This window comes from Achromobacter pestifer, assembly GCF_902859625.1.
Classification (GTDB): Bacteria; Pseudomonadota; Gammaproteobacteria; order Burkholderiales; family Burkholderiaceae_B; genus Achromobacter; species Achromobacter pestifer.
The window spans coordinates 226,444-243,383 of record NZ_CADIJX010000005.1; the positions used below are offsets into that span (position 1 = coordinate 226,444).

Sequence of the window (16,940 nt, forward strand, 5' to 3'; positions counted from 1 at the left end):
GGCAACATGCCCGCGGCCTTTTTCATGCCTACGCGCGGCGGATCAGATTGCCACGGTACGGCGCTCCAGCCAGGCCAGCGCGGCACCCTCGACCAACGGCGACAGGCGGTCGAACACCGTCTTGTGATAGTCGTTCAGCCACGCGATCTCATCGGCACGCATCAGCGAAGGCTCGATGCAGCGCGTGTCGATCGGGCACAGCGTCAGCGTTTCAAAGCACAGGAATTCACCCAGTTCGGACGTCAGCCAGCTGCGGTTGGCCACCAGGTTCTCGATGCGCACGCCCCAGCGGCCCGGGCGGTAGATGCCAGGTTCGTTGGACGTGATCATGCCCGGCTCCATCGCGGTGTGCGGGCCCGGCATGGCGCGGTACGAGATGACCTGCGGGCCCTCGTGCACGTTCAGGAAGTAACCCACGCCGTGGCCCGTGCCATGGCCATATTCCGCGCCACCTTCCCAGATGGGCGCGCGGGCGATGGCGTCCAGCATGGGCGACGGCGTGCCACGCGGGAACGAGGCGCGCGACAGCGCGATCATGCCCTTTAGCACCAACGTGAAATCCACCTTCTGGTCGGCGCTGGGCGTGCCTACCGCGACCACGCGGGTAATGTCGGTGGTGCCGCCCAGATACTGGCCGCCGGAGTCGATCAGCAACAAGCCGTCACCTTCGATGGTGGCATGCGATTCCTCGGTGGCCCGGTAGTGCGGCATGGCGCCGTTGGCGTTGAAGCCGGCAATGGTGGCAAAGCTGGGGCAAACGTAGGCGGGCCGGCGCGCGCGAGCCGCGGTGATCTGCTCGTCGATGGTCAGCTCGGTAATGGTTTCGCTGCCCAGCGCACCTTCGAACCAGGAAAAGAACTCACAGAGCGCCGCGCCATCCTGCGCCATCGCCTGGCGCACATGGGCCAGTTCGGCGTCGGTCTTGCGCGACTTCAGCAAGGTGGACGGGTTGATGGCTTCGATACGCGGCACGTCGGGATTCATGGCGTGGAATACGCCGCAGGTCACCCGGGCTGGGTCAATCAGCAGTTTCTGGTCCAGTTCCAGCGATGCCAGCGCATCCGCGGCCTGTGCGTAGCCGGCCACTTCAACGCCATCGCCGGCCAAGGTGGCGCGCAAGGCGTCGTCAATCTTGCCATCGGCCACGAACAGCGTGGCATGGTCCAGGCCAATCAGCGCATGGCCCACGAAAACGGGGTTGTAGTCCACATCCGCGCCGCGCAGATTCAACAGCCAGGCGATGTCGTCCACCGTGCAGATGAAATGCACGTCGGCGCCCTGCTCCCGCATCGCGCTGCGCACTTGCGCCAGTTTGTCGGCTCGGGTGACGCAGGCTTCGGGCGCCGCGTGTTCGTAGATCTTGGCGTCGGGCAGTCCCGCACGATCGGTCCATACCTCGTCCAGCAGGTCTTCGCGGATCTCCAAGGCGGCGCCCGACTTCGCGGCAGCCGCCGACAAGGCGCGGAACGCACCCAGACCCAGCACTTGACCGTCCACGCCAATGACATCGCCCGCGCGGGTGTTGGCGGCCAGCCAATCCACGTGGCCGGGCGTGGAGGCCAGGGCAATCTTCATCAGTTGCACGCCCGTGCCGGCCAGTTGCGCCTCGGCCTGCACCCAATAGCGGCTATCCACCCACAGGCCGGCGAAATCAGCCGTGACCACCAGGGTGCCCACCGACCCAGTGAAGCCCGACAGCCAGCGCCGCCCTTGCCAGCGCGCCGGCAGATACTCGGACAGATGGGGGTCCGAAGACGGAACGATGTAGGCGGACAGGCCGCGGCGGCGCATGGCCTGCCGCAATTGGGCGATACGGGTGTCAGTGCTAGACATGGGGGATGGAATCCTTAGCGCAACATGAAAGACATGGCGGCCAGGCTGTTCAGCGTGCGGACGGCGGACTGCATGCTATCCACGGTGAATCGCAAGGTCACGCCATCCACGCGCTCAAGCGTGGGCCACATGCAGAAGAGGTCGGCCAGCGCCGCGCTCTGCGTCTGCAACCGGCATTCTATAGGGGCGGGAATGCGGAAAGGAATGGGTTTTCTGTCGCTGGGCCGTCCCAAGACAGAAACACCCCCTTTCAAGTTGCGCACGGCGGTTTCAGCGGCGGCGGTGATGGCGCGGCGCGAGGCGGCGGGCGACAAGGTGATGCCGCTGCCCTGGCCATGGGCAACTTTGGTCTGCACCCATTCGGCGCCCGGGAAGGTATCGCGGGTTTCCGCGATGAATACGTCATCGCCCGTGCCCAGGATGACAGGCACCCCCATTTCACCAGCCAGCGCGCCGTACAGGCCGGCTTCGCCCAGCTCCATGCCGTTGATGAACACGCGCGAGAACGCGAAGCTGTTGATGGTGTGGGCCAGGATGCCACGGCCTTGCGAACGCGAGTGGTAGCCGATCATGAAGACGGCGTCGCAGCCCTCTTCCAGGCCGCCCATCATGCCCAGGTAGCGCGGCTTGCCCAGCACCAGGCGGGCACGCTCGTCCAGACCGTCGGGCAGCAGGTTGCGAAAGCCCCCGTGTGAATCGTTCACGAGGATCTCTTCGGCGCCGCCGGCGATGGCCCCTTGCACGGCCGCGTTGGCCTCAGCGGTCATCCAGGCGCGGGCGCGCTCGTATTCGCCGTTGCCGGCGCGGACTTGTTCAGCATGGAAGACGCCGGCGACGCCTTCGATATCGGTGGAAATCAGGATCTTCATGGGATCAGCCTCAAGAAATTCAGAATGCGGTATCGGACAGCCATTGACGCCATTGGGGCGCTGCGTCACGAATCGCGGCGCGGTGGTGGCCGTCACGGCCGGTCACGCCTTCGGCGTGCCAGAGCGCGGAAATAATGGCCTGTTCGCAGGCCTCGGCGGCCGCCTCGAACAGGGGATCGATACGGGTTTCGTGCAGCATCGCCACCGCCGGCATGGGCTGCTCGGGAAGTTGCGGGACGGTGTAGGCCGTGGAAAAGGCCAGCGCGATGTCACCGCTGCCGTGACCGAACACCGACCCCGTGCGAGCCAGGCCCGCGCCGGCACGCAGGGACAAGCGCCGCAGTTGGCGTGAATCCAGCGGCGCATCCGTGGCCAGCAACAAGATGATGGACCCTTTCTCGGGCACGATGACGGCGTTTTCGCCGCCGGGCAATCCGCCGCCCACCTGATCCGCCAAGCGGCGGCCAAACGGCCGGCCCGCCACGGTCAGATTGGGCAGGCGGCCAAAATTGGACAATACCAGCGCGCCGACGGTGTAGCACAAGCCCGGCTGGATGGACGCCACGCGGGACGCCGAGCCGATGCCGCCCTTGAACGAAAAGCAGGACATGCCGCGGCCCGCGCCCACGGCGCCCAGCGCCAAGGTCTTGCCGGCCCGGGCCAGCGCGTCGGCGTAATGCGCTTCCTGCACGGCCAGCGCCTGGATGTCGTTCAGATAACCGTCATTGCATTCAAACACCAGCGGATTCACGGTAGCCATGCCTCGGCCGATGCCGGGATTGGCCGCCACCGCGTGGCGGATCTGCGCGTTGGCTACCGTGCCCACGCCGAAGGTGTTGGTCAGCGCGATGGGGGTTTCCAGCACGCCCAGTTCCTGCACCTGGATCAGGCCCGTGCTTTTGCCGAAACCGTTCAGCACCGTGGCGGCGGCAGGCACCTTGTCCAGAAAGGGATCGCCGCCATGCGGGCGCACGACGGTCACGCCCGTTTGCTGCGGGCCGTCCGCCAGGGTGCAGTGCCCCACCGTCACATCGCCCACGTCGCAGATCGAGTCCAGGGGGCCAGCCGGCAGCACGCCGATGCGGGGAAAGTCCAGCGCTTGTTTGTCCATGCTCTCCGCGTGTCGCCACGCTCCTTAATGCAAAACGCCGCCGCCCTTCGTTCGGAACACGTGCGGCAACCGGCACACGTGACGAACAAGGACGGCGGCTGGGCAATATGCCCCCACGTCATGCCCCTTGCAGGGTTACTTGCGATCGATCTTGGGATCGAGCGCGTCGCGCAGGCCGTCGCCCAGCAGGTTGAACGCCAAAACAGTCAGGAAAATCGCCAATGCCGGGAAGATCGCCACGTGCGGCGCGATCACCATGTCAGCGCGCGCCTCGTTCAGCATCGCGCCCCACTCCGGCGTGGGAGGCGAGGCGCCCATGCCCAGGAACGACAGGCTGGCGGCGGTGATGATCGACGTGCCGATGCGCATCGTGCCATACACCACGATCGGCGAGATCGTGCCCGGCAGGATGTGGCGCATGATGATGGTCCAGTCGGACGCGCCCACGCTCTTGACCGCTTCAACGTAGGTCATTTGCTTGATCGACAGGGTGTTGCCCCGCACCAGCCGCGCAAACGCCGGCACGCTGAACACGGCCACGGCGACGATCACGTTGATCATGCTGGAGCCCAGGATGGCAACCACGCCAATGGCCAGCAACATGCCGGGGAACGCCAGCAGCACGTCGGAGATACGCATCGTGATGCGCTCCCACCAACCTTCGTAATAGCCTGCCATCAAGCCCATGAAGGTGCCGACGACGGCGCCCATGGCCACAGACAAGAAGCCCGCGGCCAGCGAGATCCGCGCGCCCATCAGGATCCGGCTGAAGATGTCGCGGCCCAGCGAATCCACGCCCAGCCAATGGGTCAGCGAGGGGCTGGCGTTCAGCGCGTCATAGTCGAAGAAGTTCTCGGCGTCGAACGGCACGATCCACGGTGCAAAGACCGCGATCACGACCAGCAACAGCACAAAGATGCCGGCGCCCACGCCCAGCTTCTGCTTCTTGAATTTGCGCCAGAACTCGGTGGCGGGCGTGCGCACGTCGTTCTTGGGAGCGGCGGCGATGGTCGTGGCGGGTGTCGTATTGCTCATGGCCGCCTCACTTGTAACGGATGCTGGGATTGATGACGCCATAGAGCACGTCGACAATCAGGTTGATCAGGATGAATTCCAGCGAGAACAGCAGCACCAGGCCCTGAATCACCGGATAGTCGCGCTGGGTCACGGCGTCAACCAGCAGACGGCCAAGGCCGGGCCAGTTGAACACGGTCTCGACCACGATCGAGCCGCCCAGCAAGAAGCCGAACTGCAAGCCCATCATGGTGACGACGGGGATCAGCGCGTTGCGCAGCGCGTGCTTGATCACGACGCGGCGCTCGGTCAGGCCCTTGGCGCGGGCAGTCCGCACGAAGTCTTCCTGGATGACTTCCACGAACGACGCGCGGGTAAAGCGCGCCATCACGGCGGCCACCGCGGCGCCCAGCGTGATCGACGGCAGGATGTAGTGTTTCCAACTGGACGCGCCGACGGTCGGCAACCAGCCCAGGTTCACGGAGAACACCTGCATCAGCATCATGCCCAGCGCGAACGCGGGGAAAGAGATGCCTGACACCGCCAGCGTCATGCCAAGGCGGTCAGGCCAACGGTTGCGCCAGACGGCCGACACGATCCCGATGATCATGCCGAAGCCCACTGACCACACCATGCTGGCGAGCGTCAGCCACAAGGTGGGCATGAAACGATCGGAAATCTCGGTCGAGACAGGGCGCTTGGTACGCAACGAGGTACCCAGGTCGCCTTGCAGCATGTTGCTGAAGTAGCGCACGAACTGCTGCGGCAGGGGCAGATCCAGCCCAAGTTCCTTGCGCACCAGCTCAACCGTTTGCTGGTCGGCTTCCTGGCCCGCGGCCAGTCGCGCCGGGTCGCCCGGAAGCATGTGCACAAACAGGAACACGACCACGGCTACCAGCAGCAGCGTGGGGATCATGCCCAAAAGACGTTTGACGATGTAGGTCAGCATTGAAATTCCTGCAACATCGGCGGGGACACCGTGCCCCCGCCGTATGTGGCCTTACAAGGGCCCGAAGGCCCCGAGAGTGACTGCTAGGTTTACTGCTTCAGGTCGATGTCGCCGAACCAGAACGAGGTGTCCGGTTCCACGTACACGCCCGACAGGTTCTTCGACTTCACGTACAGATTGTTCTGGGTCACCAGGAAGGCCCACGGGGCATCCTTCCAGATGGTTTCCTGAACGTTCTTGTAGATCTCGGTCTTCTTGGCGCGGTCGGTCGTGGCCAGCGCTTCTTGAATGCCGTCATCCACCGACTTGTTCGAGTAGTACGACACGTTGTTCAGCACCGGCGGGAACGCGGCGGTGGTCAGCAACGGACGCAGGCCCCAGTCGGCTTCACCCGTCGAGGACGACCAGCCGGCGTAGTACATGCGGACCTTGGCGTCTTCAGGCTTCTGCACCTGTTGAACGCGCTGCACGCGCTGACCCGATTCCAGCACTTCCACCGACACCTTGATGCCGACTTGTGCCAATTGCTGTTGCAGGAACTGAACGACCTTCACCGAGGTGCCGTCGTTATAGGCGGACCACAGCTGGCTTTCAAAGCCGTTGGGGTAGCCAGCTTCAGCCAGCAGCGCCTTGGCCTTCTTGATGTCGTACGGCCACGGGCCGGTCTTGTGCGCGAAGTCCACGCCGGTCGGCACAACGCCGTCGACAATGGTGGCGTAGCCCGAGAAAGCGACCTTGGCCAGGGCTTCCTTGTTGATGGCGTAGTTGATCGCCTCACGCACCTTGACGTTGTCGAACGGCTTTTGCTGCGTGTTCATCGACAGGTAGCGGGCCATGATCGAGTTCTTGTGATCGACCACATCCAGCTTGTCGTTCTTGGACAGCACGGCGGCTTGTTCGAACGGCACCGGGAAGGCGAACTGCGCCTCACCCGTTTGCACCACGGCGGCGCGCGTGTTGTTGTCCGTCACGGTACGGAAGGTCAGCGTGTCGACCTTCGGGTAGCCCTTCTTCCAGTAGCCGTCGAACTTCTTGACCTTCAGGTATTCGGCCGGCTTCCATTCGACGAACTCGAACGGGCCAGTGCCCACCGGGTGGAAACCGATTTCCTTGCCGTACTTGGCCAGGGCAGCGGGCGAGATCATCATGGCGGCCGGGTGGGCCAGCGCGTTGATGAAGGCCGAGAACGGCTTCTTCAACGTGATCTTGATGGTCATCGGGTCAACCACTTCAGTCTTGTCGATGACGCTGAACTGGATGTAGCGCGACAGGCGGTTTTCCGGATTGGCCGGACGATCGAAGTTGATCTTGACCGCTTCGGCGTTGAAGTCGGTGCCGTCGTGGAATTTCACGCCGGGACGCAGCTTGAACGTGTAGACCAGGCCGTCTTCGCTGACGGTGTAGTCGGTGGCCAGCACCTTCTGGATCTTCAGATCCTTGTCGAATTCAAACAGGCCTTCGTAGTAGGCCTTGCCGGCTGCCTGGTTCAGCGTGCTGTTGGTGTTGTACGGATCAAGCGTTTCCAGTGCGATGGAGACGGCAAACGTCACGTCCTTGGCAGCAAACGCCAACGGCGAAGTGAGCACACCGAAGGCCACCGCGGCAGCGGCCATCAGCTTGGTGGGGCGCAGAACTTTCATCATTGCAACTCCTGGTTCCGAAAATGGAATTAGGGGGTTTGGTGGAAGAAAAACAAGTACAACAACGGACTCAATACGCGCCGCCGACCGGATGGCGGGCAACGAAGTGATCGGTTCCTACCTGCACCAGCGGTTGCACCACCGGCTCGTCGCCGAGCTTGCGGATGGGGCTGGGGATTTCATCGGACAACAAGGTGCGCTTCAGATGACGGCGAGCCGGATCGGCGATCGGCACGGCAGACATCAGCTTCTTGGTGTACGGGTGCTGCGGGTTCTCGAAAATTGCGCGGCGCGGGCCGATCTCGACGATCTGGCCCAGGTACATCACGGCCACGCGATGGCTCACGCGCTCAACCACGGCCATGTCATGCGAGATGAACAGGAACGAGATGCCCATGTCGCGCTGTAGATCGATCAGCAAGTTCACGATCTGAGCCTGAATCGACACGTCCAGCGCCGACACGGATTCATCCGCGATCACGACCTTCGGGTTCAGGGCAAGCGCGCGCGCGATGCAGATGCGCTGGCGCTGGCCACCCGAGAATTCATGCGGATAGCGCTGCGCCATTTCCGGCGGCATGCCCACGCGCTCCAGCAGATCGGCCACGCGGCGCTCGGCATCGCGACCCTTGGCCACGCCGTGCACCAGCAACGGTTCCATGATGGAGAAGCCGACGGTGACGCGCGGGTCCAGCGAGGCAAACGGGTCCTGGAACACGAACTGGATGTCGCGGCGCAGGGATTGCAGTTCACTGTTCTTCAGACGCACGATGTCGCGGCCGCCGAACTTGATCTCGCCCCCCTGGCTGTCCACCAGGCGCAGCAGCGAACGGCCCGTCGTGGACTTGCCGCAACCGGATTCGCCCACCAGCGACAGCGTTTCGCCCGGGTACAGGTCGAAGCTGACCTGTTCAACGGCATGCACGCGGCGCTGCACGCGGCTGAGAATGCCGCCGCGCAGATCAAAGCGGGTCACCAGATTGCGCACGCTCAGGATCGGTTCGCGCTTGGCCGCAGGGACTTCCTGCGTGCTGGTCGCGCCCGGTTCGGCCACGGGTTGCGCCGAGCCTTCCACCTGCAACAGCGGGAAGCGCGCGGGCAGGTCCGTGCCTTCCATGGCGCCCAGCTTCGGCACCGCCGAAAGCAACGCCTTGGTGTAGCTATGCTGAGGTGCGGTGAACACCTGGTTCGACGCGCCTTCCTCAACCTTGTCGCCGCGATACATGACCAGCACACGGTCAGCCACTTCGGCCACCACGCCCATGTCGTGGGTGATGAACACCACGCCCATGTGCATTTCTTCCTGCAACTGACGGATCAGTTGCAGGATCTGCGCCTGAATGGTCACGTCCAGTGCGGTCGTGGGTTCGTCGGCGATCAGCAGCGCCGGCTTGCAGGCCAGCGCCATGGCGATCATGACGCGCTGGCGCATGCCGCCCGACAACTGGTGCGGGTAGCGGTCCAGAACCGACTTGGCTTCCGGGATGCGCACCTGCTCCAGCATGCGCAGCGCTTCAGCACGGGCCGCCGCAGCGTCCTTGCCCTGGTGCTGGCGAATCGATTCAGCGATCTGGTCGCCCGCCGTGAACACGGGGTTCAACGAGGTCATGGGCTCCTGGAAGATCATGGCCATGTCGGCGCCGCGCACATTGCGCATGACGCGCTGGCTGGAACCGACCAGATCGATCACGGCGCCATTGCGCCGGCGCAGGGCCATGCTGCCCTGGGCGATGCGGCCACCGCCATGTTCCACCAGACGCATGAGTGCCAGCGACGTCACCGACTTGCCCGAACCCGATTCGCCCACGATGGCCAGGGTTTCGCCCCGGTCCACATGGAACGACAGGTTGCGCACGGCTTCAACCGTGCGCTCCGAGCCCACGAAGCGCACCGTCAGGTCGTCGACCTGGACCACGCGGTTTTCCGGCAGCGCCAGGCTGTTTGCGCGATCAACCATTCTTAATAATCCCCAAAATCAAAACAGAACCCGTTGCCGCTCATCGATAGATGGCGGTAACCGGCTTTTCGCCGACGCGGGCGTAACCGCGATACATGCCTTCCGTGTTGAACGGCAAGGCCACATTGCCCTGGGCATCAACGGCCACCAGGCCGCCCTTGCCGCCGATGGTGGGCAGTTTTTCCATCACCACGCGATCCGCCGCCGTTTCCAGCGACGCGCCGCAATATTCCATTTGCGCCGCCACGTCGTACGCGGCGACCATGCGGATGAACATTTCGCCCGTGCCCGTCGTGGAAACCGCGCACGTCTTGTTGCTGGCGTAGGTGCCCGCGCCAATCATCGGCGCATCGCCGACGCGGCCCACTTGCTTGTTGGTGATACCGCCGGTGGAGGTCGCAGCGGCCAGGTTGCCCTGCGCATCCACGGCGACCGCGCCCACCGTGCCGAACTTCTTGTCGGCGTCCAGCGGGTCGGCCGGGGCCGGCTGGCCGCGCGCGACCATGGCTTGGCCGTCGTGATCCAGCACGGCGGCGTCCGGCGTTTCACGCTGCACGCGCAGCAGTTGTTCACGACGGGCCTCGGTCGAGAAATACGACGGGTCAACGATGTCCAGGCCTTCCTCTTTGGCGAAGGCTTCAGCGCCCTCGCCCACAAAGAAAACGTGCTTGCTGTTTTCCATGACCTTGCGCGCGGCAAAGATCGGATTGCGGATGCAGTTCACGTTGGCGATGGCGCCCGAGCGCAGCGTGGCGCCGTCCATGATGGCGGCGTCCAGCTCGTGGGTGCCGGCGCTGGTGAACACCGCGCCATGGCCGGCGTTGAACAGCGGGCAATCTTCCAGCAGGCGGACCGCTTCAGTGACGGCGTCCAATGCGCTGCCACCCTTGGCCAGCACGGCTTGGCCGGCGGTCAGGATGGACTCCAGGGCGGCCAGGTATTCCTGTTCTTTCTCGGGCGACATGGCCGCGCGGGACATCGCGCCGGCGCCACCGTGAATGGCAATCACGGGTTGAATCATCGTTTACCTACTCCATGGATAAGCCACGGCATCACGGACTGGGTGACCCCAGCGGCGGCCGCGACGGAATTCTTGGCCCGATAGGCCACCGCGGCGGACAGGGCTTCAATCAGCCCCAGCGCGGCGGTTTCGGAATTGGGAATCAACTGGCGCGCGGAAAACGCATACAGCACGACGGATGCCGTGGGCGCCAGGGGGGATGTGGGCTTGTCGGTCAGCACCAGCACGGGCACGCCGGCCTGCTTGGCCGCGGCGGCCAGCGTCACGGTGTCGGCCAGATAGCGGGGAAAGCCAATCGCGATCACCAGATCCTTGCTGGTCATGCGCGACATCTGGCGTGCCGCGTGCGATACGCCGCCCGGACCTGCCAGCGATTCGACCGAGTGCAGGTGCATGCACAAGCCACGTTGCAGCAGGCCCGCCAGGAAGCCACTGGCGCCGAAACCGATGATGAACACGCGATCGGCGGCCAGAATGGCTTCAACGGCCTGCTCACAGGCTGCCGAATCCAGCGATTGCAGGTTGCGCTGCGCGTTGCGGATGTCTTCTTCCAGCGTGGCGGCGAAGATCTGCACGGCGCTGGCGGAATGCGCGAGTTCGGTGCGCAGCTTTTCCACCGGCTCCAGCGCGGCTTCAAAACCACGCGCCAATTCGGCGCGAAATTGCGGATAGCCCGGTAGATCCAAGGCACGGGCGAAGCGATTCGCCGTCGCCACCGAGACCTCCACCGCCACCGCGAATTCATCGATGGTCATGGTGGCGACGCGAAACTGATGCGCCAGCACGTACTCGGCCATCCTGTGCTGCGTCCGGCTCAGCGCGGGCTGAGCCCGGGCGATCCGATCAGCGATCGTAAGTACGGCCTTGTTCATCGATTGGGGGATGGTCTTAGCGGAGGATTGTGTAAATCTGTTTACACACAAATTTTAAATAAGAAAATTCATTTTCATACTCAGGGTATACCCGTGAATTTATGTAACAGTCATGCGAAAAGAATCGGGGCCGGTTTGAGGTACGCTACCCCCGCCCCTACCCCACTGTTTGCCTTGGATTGACGCGATGCCCGATTGGAGCTGTAAACACCACCAGGACCTGACCGTGCAGGAGATCTACGCGATCCTCCAACTGCGCACGGAAGTCTTCGTCATTGAACAGAATTGCATCTTTCAGGACATCGATGGCAAGGACCTTGTCGGCCAGACGTCCCACTTGATGGCGTGGCAGGACGGCCAACTGGCCGCCTATTGCCGAATGCTGGACCCGTCGCTGAAAGACGGCCAGATCGAGGTCGGGCGGGTCATCACCGCGCCCTGGACACGCGGCCAGGGCCTGGGCCATGAATTGATCCGCCATGCCAAGGAAGAAGTGCGCCAGCGCTGGCCTGGACGCGCCATATATTTGGGCGCTCAGGCCCGTTTGCGCGGCTACTACGGCGGCCACGGTTTCGTGCAGGTCACCGAGGAATACATCGAGGACGGCATCCCGCATGTGGGGATGCGCCTGAACGAAGCGGCGTAGCGGCGTAGCGGCGTAGCGGCTCAAGTAAAAACCCCCGAACGGTTCACTATTCGGGGGTTTTTTTCAGCCAGGAAGGGATGATGGGTTGCGCGCGCTCGGCACTCGTTTTCTTTTGCCCAGGCTCTCGCGCTACACCCATCCTACAGCGCTACACCCATCCTACAACGTTGATTACAACGCTGATACGTCCAGCTTGGCGAGTGTTTTGGACTGGATTTCGTCCACTGTCACGCCGGGTGCCGTTTCCAGCAGCTTCAAGCCGTTTTCGGTGACTTCCATCACGCCCAGGTCGGTGATGATCAGATCGACCACCCCCACGCCGGTCAGCGGCAGGTTGCATTCGGGCAGCAGCTTGATGTCTTCGGTGCCGTCTTTCTTCTTGGCCACGTGTTCCATCAAGACGACGACGCGGCCGACGCCTGCCACCAGATCCATTGCGCCGCCCATGCCCTTGACCATCTTGCCCGGGATCATCCAGTTGGCCAGATCGCCCTTTTCGGACACCTGCATCGCGCCCAGGATGGCCAGGTTGATCTTGCCGCCGCGGATCATCGCGAACGAATCGGCCGACGAGAAGATCGACGAACCCGGCAACGTCGTCACCGTCTGCTTGCCGGCGTTGATCAGGTCAGCGTCAACTTCGTCATCGGTGGGGAACGGGCCAATGCCCAACAGGCCATTTTCGGATTGCAGCCACACTTCCACGCCCTTGGGCACGTGGTTGGCCACCAGGGTCGGCAAGCCGATACCCAGGTTCACATAAAAACCGTCTTGCAGCTCGCGCGCGGCGCGCGCCGCCATTTCATCGCGGGACCATGCCATGTCGTCTTCTCCTTAGGCCGGGCGAGTGGTGCGTTGTTCGATGCGCTTTTCCGGCGTCGTGTTCAGCACGATCCGTTGCACATAGATGCCGGGCAGATGGATCTGATCGGGATCCAGGCTGCCGGTATCAACGATCTCTTCAACCTCGACCACCGTGAACTTGCCGGCCATGGCGACGTTCGGATTGAAGTTGCGGGCCGTCTTGCGGAACACCAGGTTGCCGCTGCGATCGGCGATGTGCGCCTTGACCAGCGACACATCCGGTACCAGCGAACGCTCCATCACGTATTGCTGGCCGTCGAATTCGCGAATTTCCTTGCCATCGGCCACGATGGTGCCCACGCCCGTACGGGTGAAGAACGCGGGGATGCCAGCGCCGCCGGCGCGCAGCTTCTCGGCCAGCGTGCCTTGGGGGGTGAACTCAAGCTCAAGTTCGCCCGACAGGAACTGACGCTCGAATTCCTTGTTCTCGCCCACGTAGGACGCAATCATCTTGCGAACCTGGCGGGTATTGAGCAGTTGGCCCAAACCGAAACCATCGACGCCCGCATTGTTGCTGATGCAAGTCAAATCCTTGACGCCCGAATCGCGCAGCGCGGCGATCAGGGCTTCAGGAATACCGCAAAGGCCGAAACCGCCCACGGCGATCATCTGACCGTCCTTGACGATGCCTGCCAGCGCCTCCTGGGCGCTTGCAAAAACCTTGTCCATCGCTCCAACTCCTAGTTAAGGTCGAACTGAAGAGTGCCTGCCCCGCCGCTTGCGCGGCCGTCCCATTGGGGGATCAAGAAATTCGGGGTAGGCCCTGTTTTTCCTTGGAGCGCGGCTGCCGGCGTCGGCCCAGACGGCATCGCGACATTGCCCGATGTCTCTGGGTCACGGCGCCGAGGGTGGCGCGCCCCTTTATTTCTATTCTGGTTTTGCGCTTGATTTTAACGGCATGACGGGCAATTCCGCGCAGGCTTTCGCAGGACGGGCCCTGCGGGAATTCCCCGGCATCAGGCGGCAGCCTTGAATTGCGTCGCCATCTGCGCCAGCACTTCAGGCGGCCACGGTGCGGACGTATTGGCCACGTAGTCCATCCAGACTAGCACGTTGCGCCCGCGCGCATAGGGGCCCCCATCGTCGCCAACCTTGTCCAGCAGCAGCTCGAATTCCGCGCTGGAACGTCCAATCCGAGTCACCTTGTGCGTGACGCGGACGGTGGCCGGATAGGTCAGCGGACGCAGGAAATCGCACGAGGCATGCGCCAGGATGGCGCCATTGTCGGCGGGCAGTTCAAAGCCCGCGTCGTACAGGATCTGCATGCGGGCCTCTTCCATGAGGCGGAAATACAGCGTGTTGTTCAGATGATTCAAGGCGTCTGAATCGCCCCAACGCAAAGGCAATTCCACCTGATGGGTATCGCCCACCGCCAGAATCCGCGCAGACAGATTGTCCGGGTTCACCGATTACTCCTGAAGGCTAAAAGAAATACGAAGGCATGCATGGCCTCCGCCTGCAATACAATCGCCGATAATACTTCCAGCCAAATATGGAATACATACGGGGAGCTTTGCAAATGTCTGAACGCGAGTCGATGGAATATGACGTGGTCGTGGTTGGCGGTGGACCCGCTGGCCTGGCTACCGCAATCCGTCTAAAGCAGCTGGCCGCTGAAAAGAATCAGGAGATCGGTGTCTGCGTGCTTGAGAAAGGCGCGGAACTGGGTGCACACATCCTGTCCGGTGCTGTCATGGACCCGCTGGCACTGACCGAGCTCATCCCCGACTGGAAGGAAAAAGGCGCACCGCTGACCGTGCCCGTCACCCAGGACAAGTTCCTGTTCCTGTCCCAGACCGGTGCGCGCGCCACGCCGAATTGGCTGCTGCCGCCCTGTTTCCACAATGAAGGAAACTACATCGTCCGCTTGGGCGATGTGGTCAAGTGGATGGGCGAACAGGCCGAAGCGCTGGGCGTGGACATCTTCCCCGGTTTTGCCGCGGTCGAAGTGTTGTACGACGAAAATGGCGCCGTGCGCGGCGTGGCCACGGGCGACATGGGCGTGGCCCGCGACGGCTCCCACACCGATCACTACCAGCCCGGCATGGAACTGCATGCCCGCTACACGGTGTTTGGCGAAGGCGCGCGCGGCCAGCTGGGCCGCCAACTGATCGAACGCTTCAAGCTCGACGACGGCCGCGATCCGCAAGCCTACGGCATCGGCATCAAGGAAATGTGGGAAGTCGACCCGGCGCAATCCAAGCCCGGTCTGGTCATCCACACCGCAGGATGGCCGCTGGATTCCGACACCTACGGCGGTTCGTTCCTGTACCACCTGGACAACAACCTGGTCGCCGTCGGCATGATCGTCGGCCTGGACTACGCCAACCCCTGGTTGTCGCCGTTCGACGAATTCCAACGCTACAAGACGCACCCCGCCATTCGCGGCACGTTTGAAGGCGGCAAGCGCATCGCCTATGGCGCCCGCGCCATCACGGCGGGCGGCCTGCTGTCGCTGCCCAAGCTGACCTTCCCCGGCGGCGCGCTCGTCGGCTGCGAAGCCGGCTTCCTGAATGCGTCCCGCATCAAGGGCAGCCACGCCGCCATCAAGTCCGGCAAGCTGGCCGCCGAAGCCGCGTTCGACGCGCTCCTGGCCGACCGCCGCCAAGACGAGCTCACCGCCTATCCGAAGGCATTCGAGGCGTCGTGGCTGCACGCTGAACTGAACAAGGCGCGTAATTTCAAGCAATGGTTCAAGAAGGGTCGCACCATCGCCACGGTGATGACCGGTATCGAACAACTGCTGCTCAAGGGCAAGATGCCGTGGACCTTGCGTCACAGCAAGCCCGACCACGCCTGTCTGCAACCGGCGTCGGAATGCGCCCGTATCGACTACCCCAAGCCCGACGGCAAGCTCACGTTCGACAAGCTCAGCTCGGTGTTCATCTCGAACACCAACCATGAGGAAAACGAGCCCATCCACCTGACGCTGAAGGATGCGTCGGTGCCGGTGAAGGTCAACCTGGCGAAGTACGGCGGCCCGGAAACGCGCTATTGCCCGGCCGGCGTGTACGAATTCACCAAGGACGACCACGGCGACGACCGCTTGCAGATCAACGCGCAAAACTGCGTGCACTGCAAGACCTGCGACATCAAGGACCCCACTCAGAACATCGTTTGGGTGGCGCCGCAAGGCGGTGAAGGACCGGTGTACAGCGGCATGTGATCCGGCCAGGGCTTGCTCCTGCCACAAGGCGCCCTTGGGGCGCTTTTTCATTTTCAGGTGACTTATGACTGAGCGCGTCCTTCTCATTGGCTGCGGCGACCTGGGCCAGCGCGTTGCCCGGCGCTTCCTGGCGCGTGGTGACGAGGTTCACGCGCTGCGCCGCCATCCGCCCGTGGATGATGCAAGCGGCATCCAATGGCTGCAAGGCGACATCGCCCAGCCCGGCGGCCTGCCCGCCCTGCCCTTGGGCGTGACGCGGTTGATCCACCTGCCTGCCCCCGGGGCGCGCGATGCGTCGGTCTACCGTGGCGTATTCATCGACGGCCTGCGGGCCGTGCTGGACGCGCTGGACACATCGCGGCTCAAGCGCGTCGTGTTTGTGTCCTCCAGCGCCGTCTATGGGGAACACCATGGCGGCTGGGTCAACGAAGACACCCCGCCCGCCCCGCAGGGATTCAACGGCCAGGTACTGCTGGAGGCCGAGGCGGCGCTGGCTGCGCGTGGCCTGTCGTCAACGGCGCTGCGCTTGGCCGGCCTGTATGGGCCAGGCCGGCTGCAATTGATCGAACGGCTGCGCAGCGGCGCGGCCGGCGCCCCCATCCAACCCGAGCATTGGGCCAACCGCATCCATATCGATGACGCTGCCGCCGCGGTCGTGCACCTGTCGCTGTTGCCTGCTGTCGATCCCGTGTACATCGGCTGCGATGACACGCCATTGCCGCTGCATGCGCTCTACGCCGACCTGGCGGCGATGATCGGTGCACCCGCGCCGCGCACGGCGCCCGCCCCCGCGAACGTCGGCAGCAAGAAACTCAGCAATGCCCGGCTGCGGGCCAGCGGGTTCACACTGCAATGGCCGGATTCGCGGCCGGGCTACGCCGCGCTGCTGGCCGACGCCGACGTTCCTCCGGTTTGACGCAGGCATAGTTCGCCCAACGCCGAATCGTTGTGTGCGCGGGCGATGGATACTGTCAGCCAGATCCACTGCCCGCGACGCC

Annotated in this window: 15 protein-coding genes; 3 read left to right on the forward strand and 12 right to left on the reverse strand. The window is 63.6% G+C overall.

Translation table 11 applies throughout. The annotated features are described in order from the left end of the window. Positions 1-42: 42 nt before the first annotated feature. The 9 genes from HV753_RS20210 to HV753_RS20250 form a co-directional block, all read right to left on the reverse strand. On the reverse strand, positions 43-1,833 hold the full coding sequence (locus HV753_RS20210; RefSeq protein WP_175176380.1) for an aminopeptidase P family protein: 1,791 nt from the start codon (positions 1,831-1,833) through the stop codon (positions 43-45). A 14-nt stretch (positions 1,834-1,847) separates the two neighbouring features. Beyond that, complete coding sequence (locus HV753_RS20215) at positions 1,848-2,702, reverse strand: M55 family metallopeptidase (RefSeq protein ID WP_175176381.1); 855 nt, start codon at positions 2,700-2,702, stop codon at positions 1,848-1,850. A 19-nt stretch (positions 2,703-2,721) separates the two neighbouring features. Then, positions 2,722-3,813, reverse strand: coding sequence for a DmpA family aminopeptidase (locus HV753_RS20220; protein ID WP_175176382.1), 1,092 nt, complete (start codon positions 3,811-3,813; stop codon positions 2,722-2,724). A 135-nt stretch (positions 3,814-3,948) separates the two neighbouring features. Then, positions 3,949-4,848, reverse strand: coding sequence for a glutathione ABC transporter permease GsiD (gsiD, locus tag HV753_RS20225; protein ID WP_175176383.1), 900 nt, complete (start codon positions 4,846-4,848; stop codon positions 3,949-3,951). Between the two features lie 7 nt (positions 4,849-4,855). Further along, positions 4,856-5,776 carry a glutathione ABC transporter permease GsiC gene (gene gsiC, locus HV753_RS20230; RefSeq protein ID WP_175176384.1) on the reverse strand — a complete coding sequence of 307 codons (921 nt, stop codon included), beginning with the start codon at positions 5,774-5,776 and terminating at the stop codon, positions 4,856-4,858. Between the two features lie 89 nt (positions 5,777-5,865). Continuing rightward, positions 5,866-7,419 carry a glutathione ABC transporter substrate-binding protein GsiB gene (gene gsiB, locus HV753_RS20235; RefSeq protein ID WP_175176385.1) on the reverse strand — a complete coding sequence of 518 codons (1,554 nt, stop codon included), beginning with the start codon at positions 7,417-7,419 and terminating at the stop codon, positions 5,866-5,868. 67 nt (positions 7,420-7,486) lie between these two features. Next, positions 7,487-9,373 (reverse strand): dipeptide ABC transporter ATP-binding protein, encoded by a 1,887-nt coding sequence (locus HV753_RS20240; RefSeq protein ID WP_175176386.1) that lies wholly within the window; start codon positions 9,371-9,373, stop codon positions 7,487-7,489. Between the two features lie 40 nt (positions 9,374-9,413). Beyond that, positions 9,414-10,394 (reverse strand): isoaspartyl peptidase/L-asparaginase family protein, encoded by a 981-nt coding sequence (locus HV753_RS20245; protein ID WP_175176387.1) that lies wholly within the window; start codon positions 10,392-10,394, stop codon positions 9,414-9,416. Beyond that, positions 10,391-11,266, reverse strand: coding sequence for a MurR/RpiR family transcriptional regulator (locus tag HV753_RS20250; RefSeq protein WP_175176388.1), 876 nt, complete (start codon positions 11,264-11,266; stop codon positions 10,391-10,393). Before HV753_RS20250 ends, HV753_RS20245 begins: the two co-directional genes overlap by 4 nt. Positions 11,267-11,453: 187 nt before the next feature. On the opposite strand from HV753_RS20250, the gene HV753_RS20255 reads away from it, so the two are divergent. After that, positions 11,454-11,912: a GNAT family N-acetyltransferase gene (locus HV753_RS20255; protein ID WP_175176389.1), complete on the forward strand. Its 459-nt coding sequence runs from the start codon at positions 11,454-11,456 to the stop codon at positions 11,910-11,912. Positions 11,913-12,083: 171 nt separating this feature from the next. On the opposite strand, the gene HV753_RS20260 is transcribed toward HV753_RS20255, so the two are convergent. From HV753_RS20260 to HV753_RS20270, 3 genes are all read right to left on the reverse strand, one after another. Then, a complete protein-coding gene (locus HV753_RS20260; protein ID WP_175176390.1) occupies positions 12,084-12,734 on the reverse strand; it encodes a CoA transferase subunit B in 651 nt (216 codons plus the stop codon). Between the two features lie 12 nt (positions 12,735-12,746). Beyond that, a complete protein-coding gene (locus HV753_RS20265) occupies positions 12,747-13,445 on the reverse strand; it encodes a CoA transferase subunit A (protein ID WP_054423951.1) in 699 nt (232 codons plus the stop codon). Between the two features lie 287 nt (positions 13,446-13,732). Further along, positions 13,733-14,182: an acyl-CoA thioesterase gene (locus tag HV753_RS20270; protein ID WP_175176391.1), complete on the reverse strand. Its 450-nt coding sequence runs from the start codon at positions 14,180-14,182 to the stop codon at positions 13,733-13,735. A 113-nt stretch (positions 14,183-14,295) separates the two neighbouring features. Between HV753_RS20270 and HV753_RS20275 the strand changes: the two genes are divergently transcribed. Together HV753_RS20275 and HV753_RS20280 are read left to right on the forward strand one after the other, a co-directional pair. Continuing rightward, complete coding sequence (locus tag HV753_RS20275) at positions 14,296-15,942, forward strand: electron transfer flavoprotein-ubiquinone oxidoreductase (protein WP_175176392.1); 1,647 nt, start codon at positions 14,296-14,298, stop codon at positions 15,940-15,942. A 64-nt stretch (positions 15,943-16,006) separates the two neighbouring features. Further along, positions 16,007-16,858, forward strand: coding sequence for an NAD-dependent epimerase/dehydratase family protein (locus HV753_RS20280; RefSeq protein ID WP_175176393.1), 852 nt, complete (start codon positions 16,007-16,009; stop codon positions 16,856-16,858). Positions 16,859-16,940 lie beyond the last annotated feature (82 nt).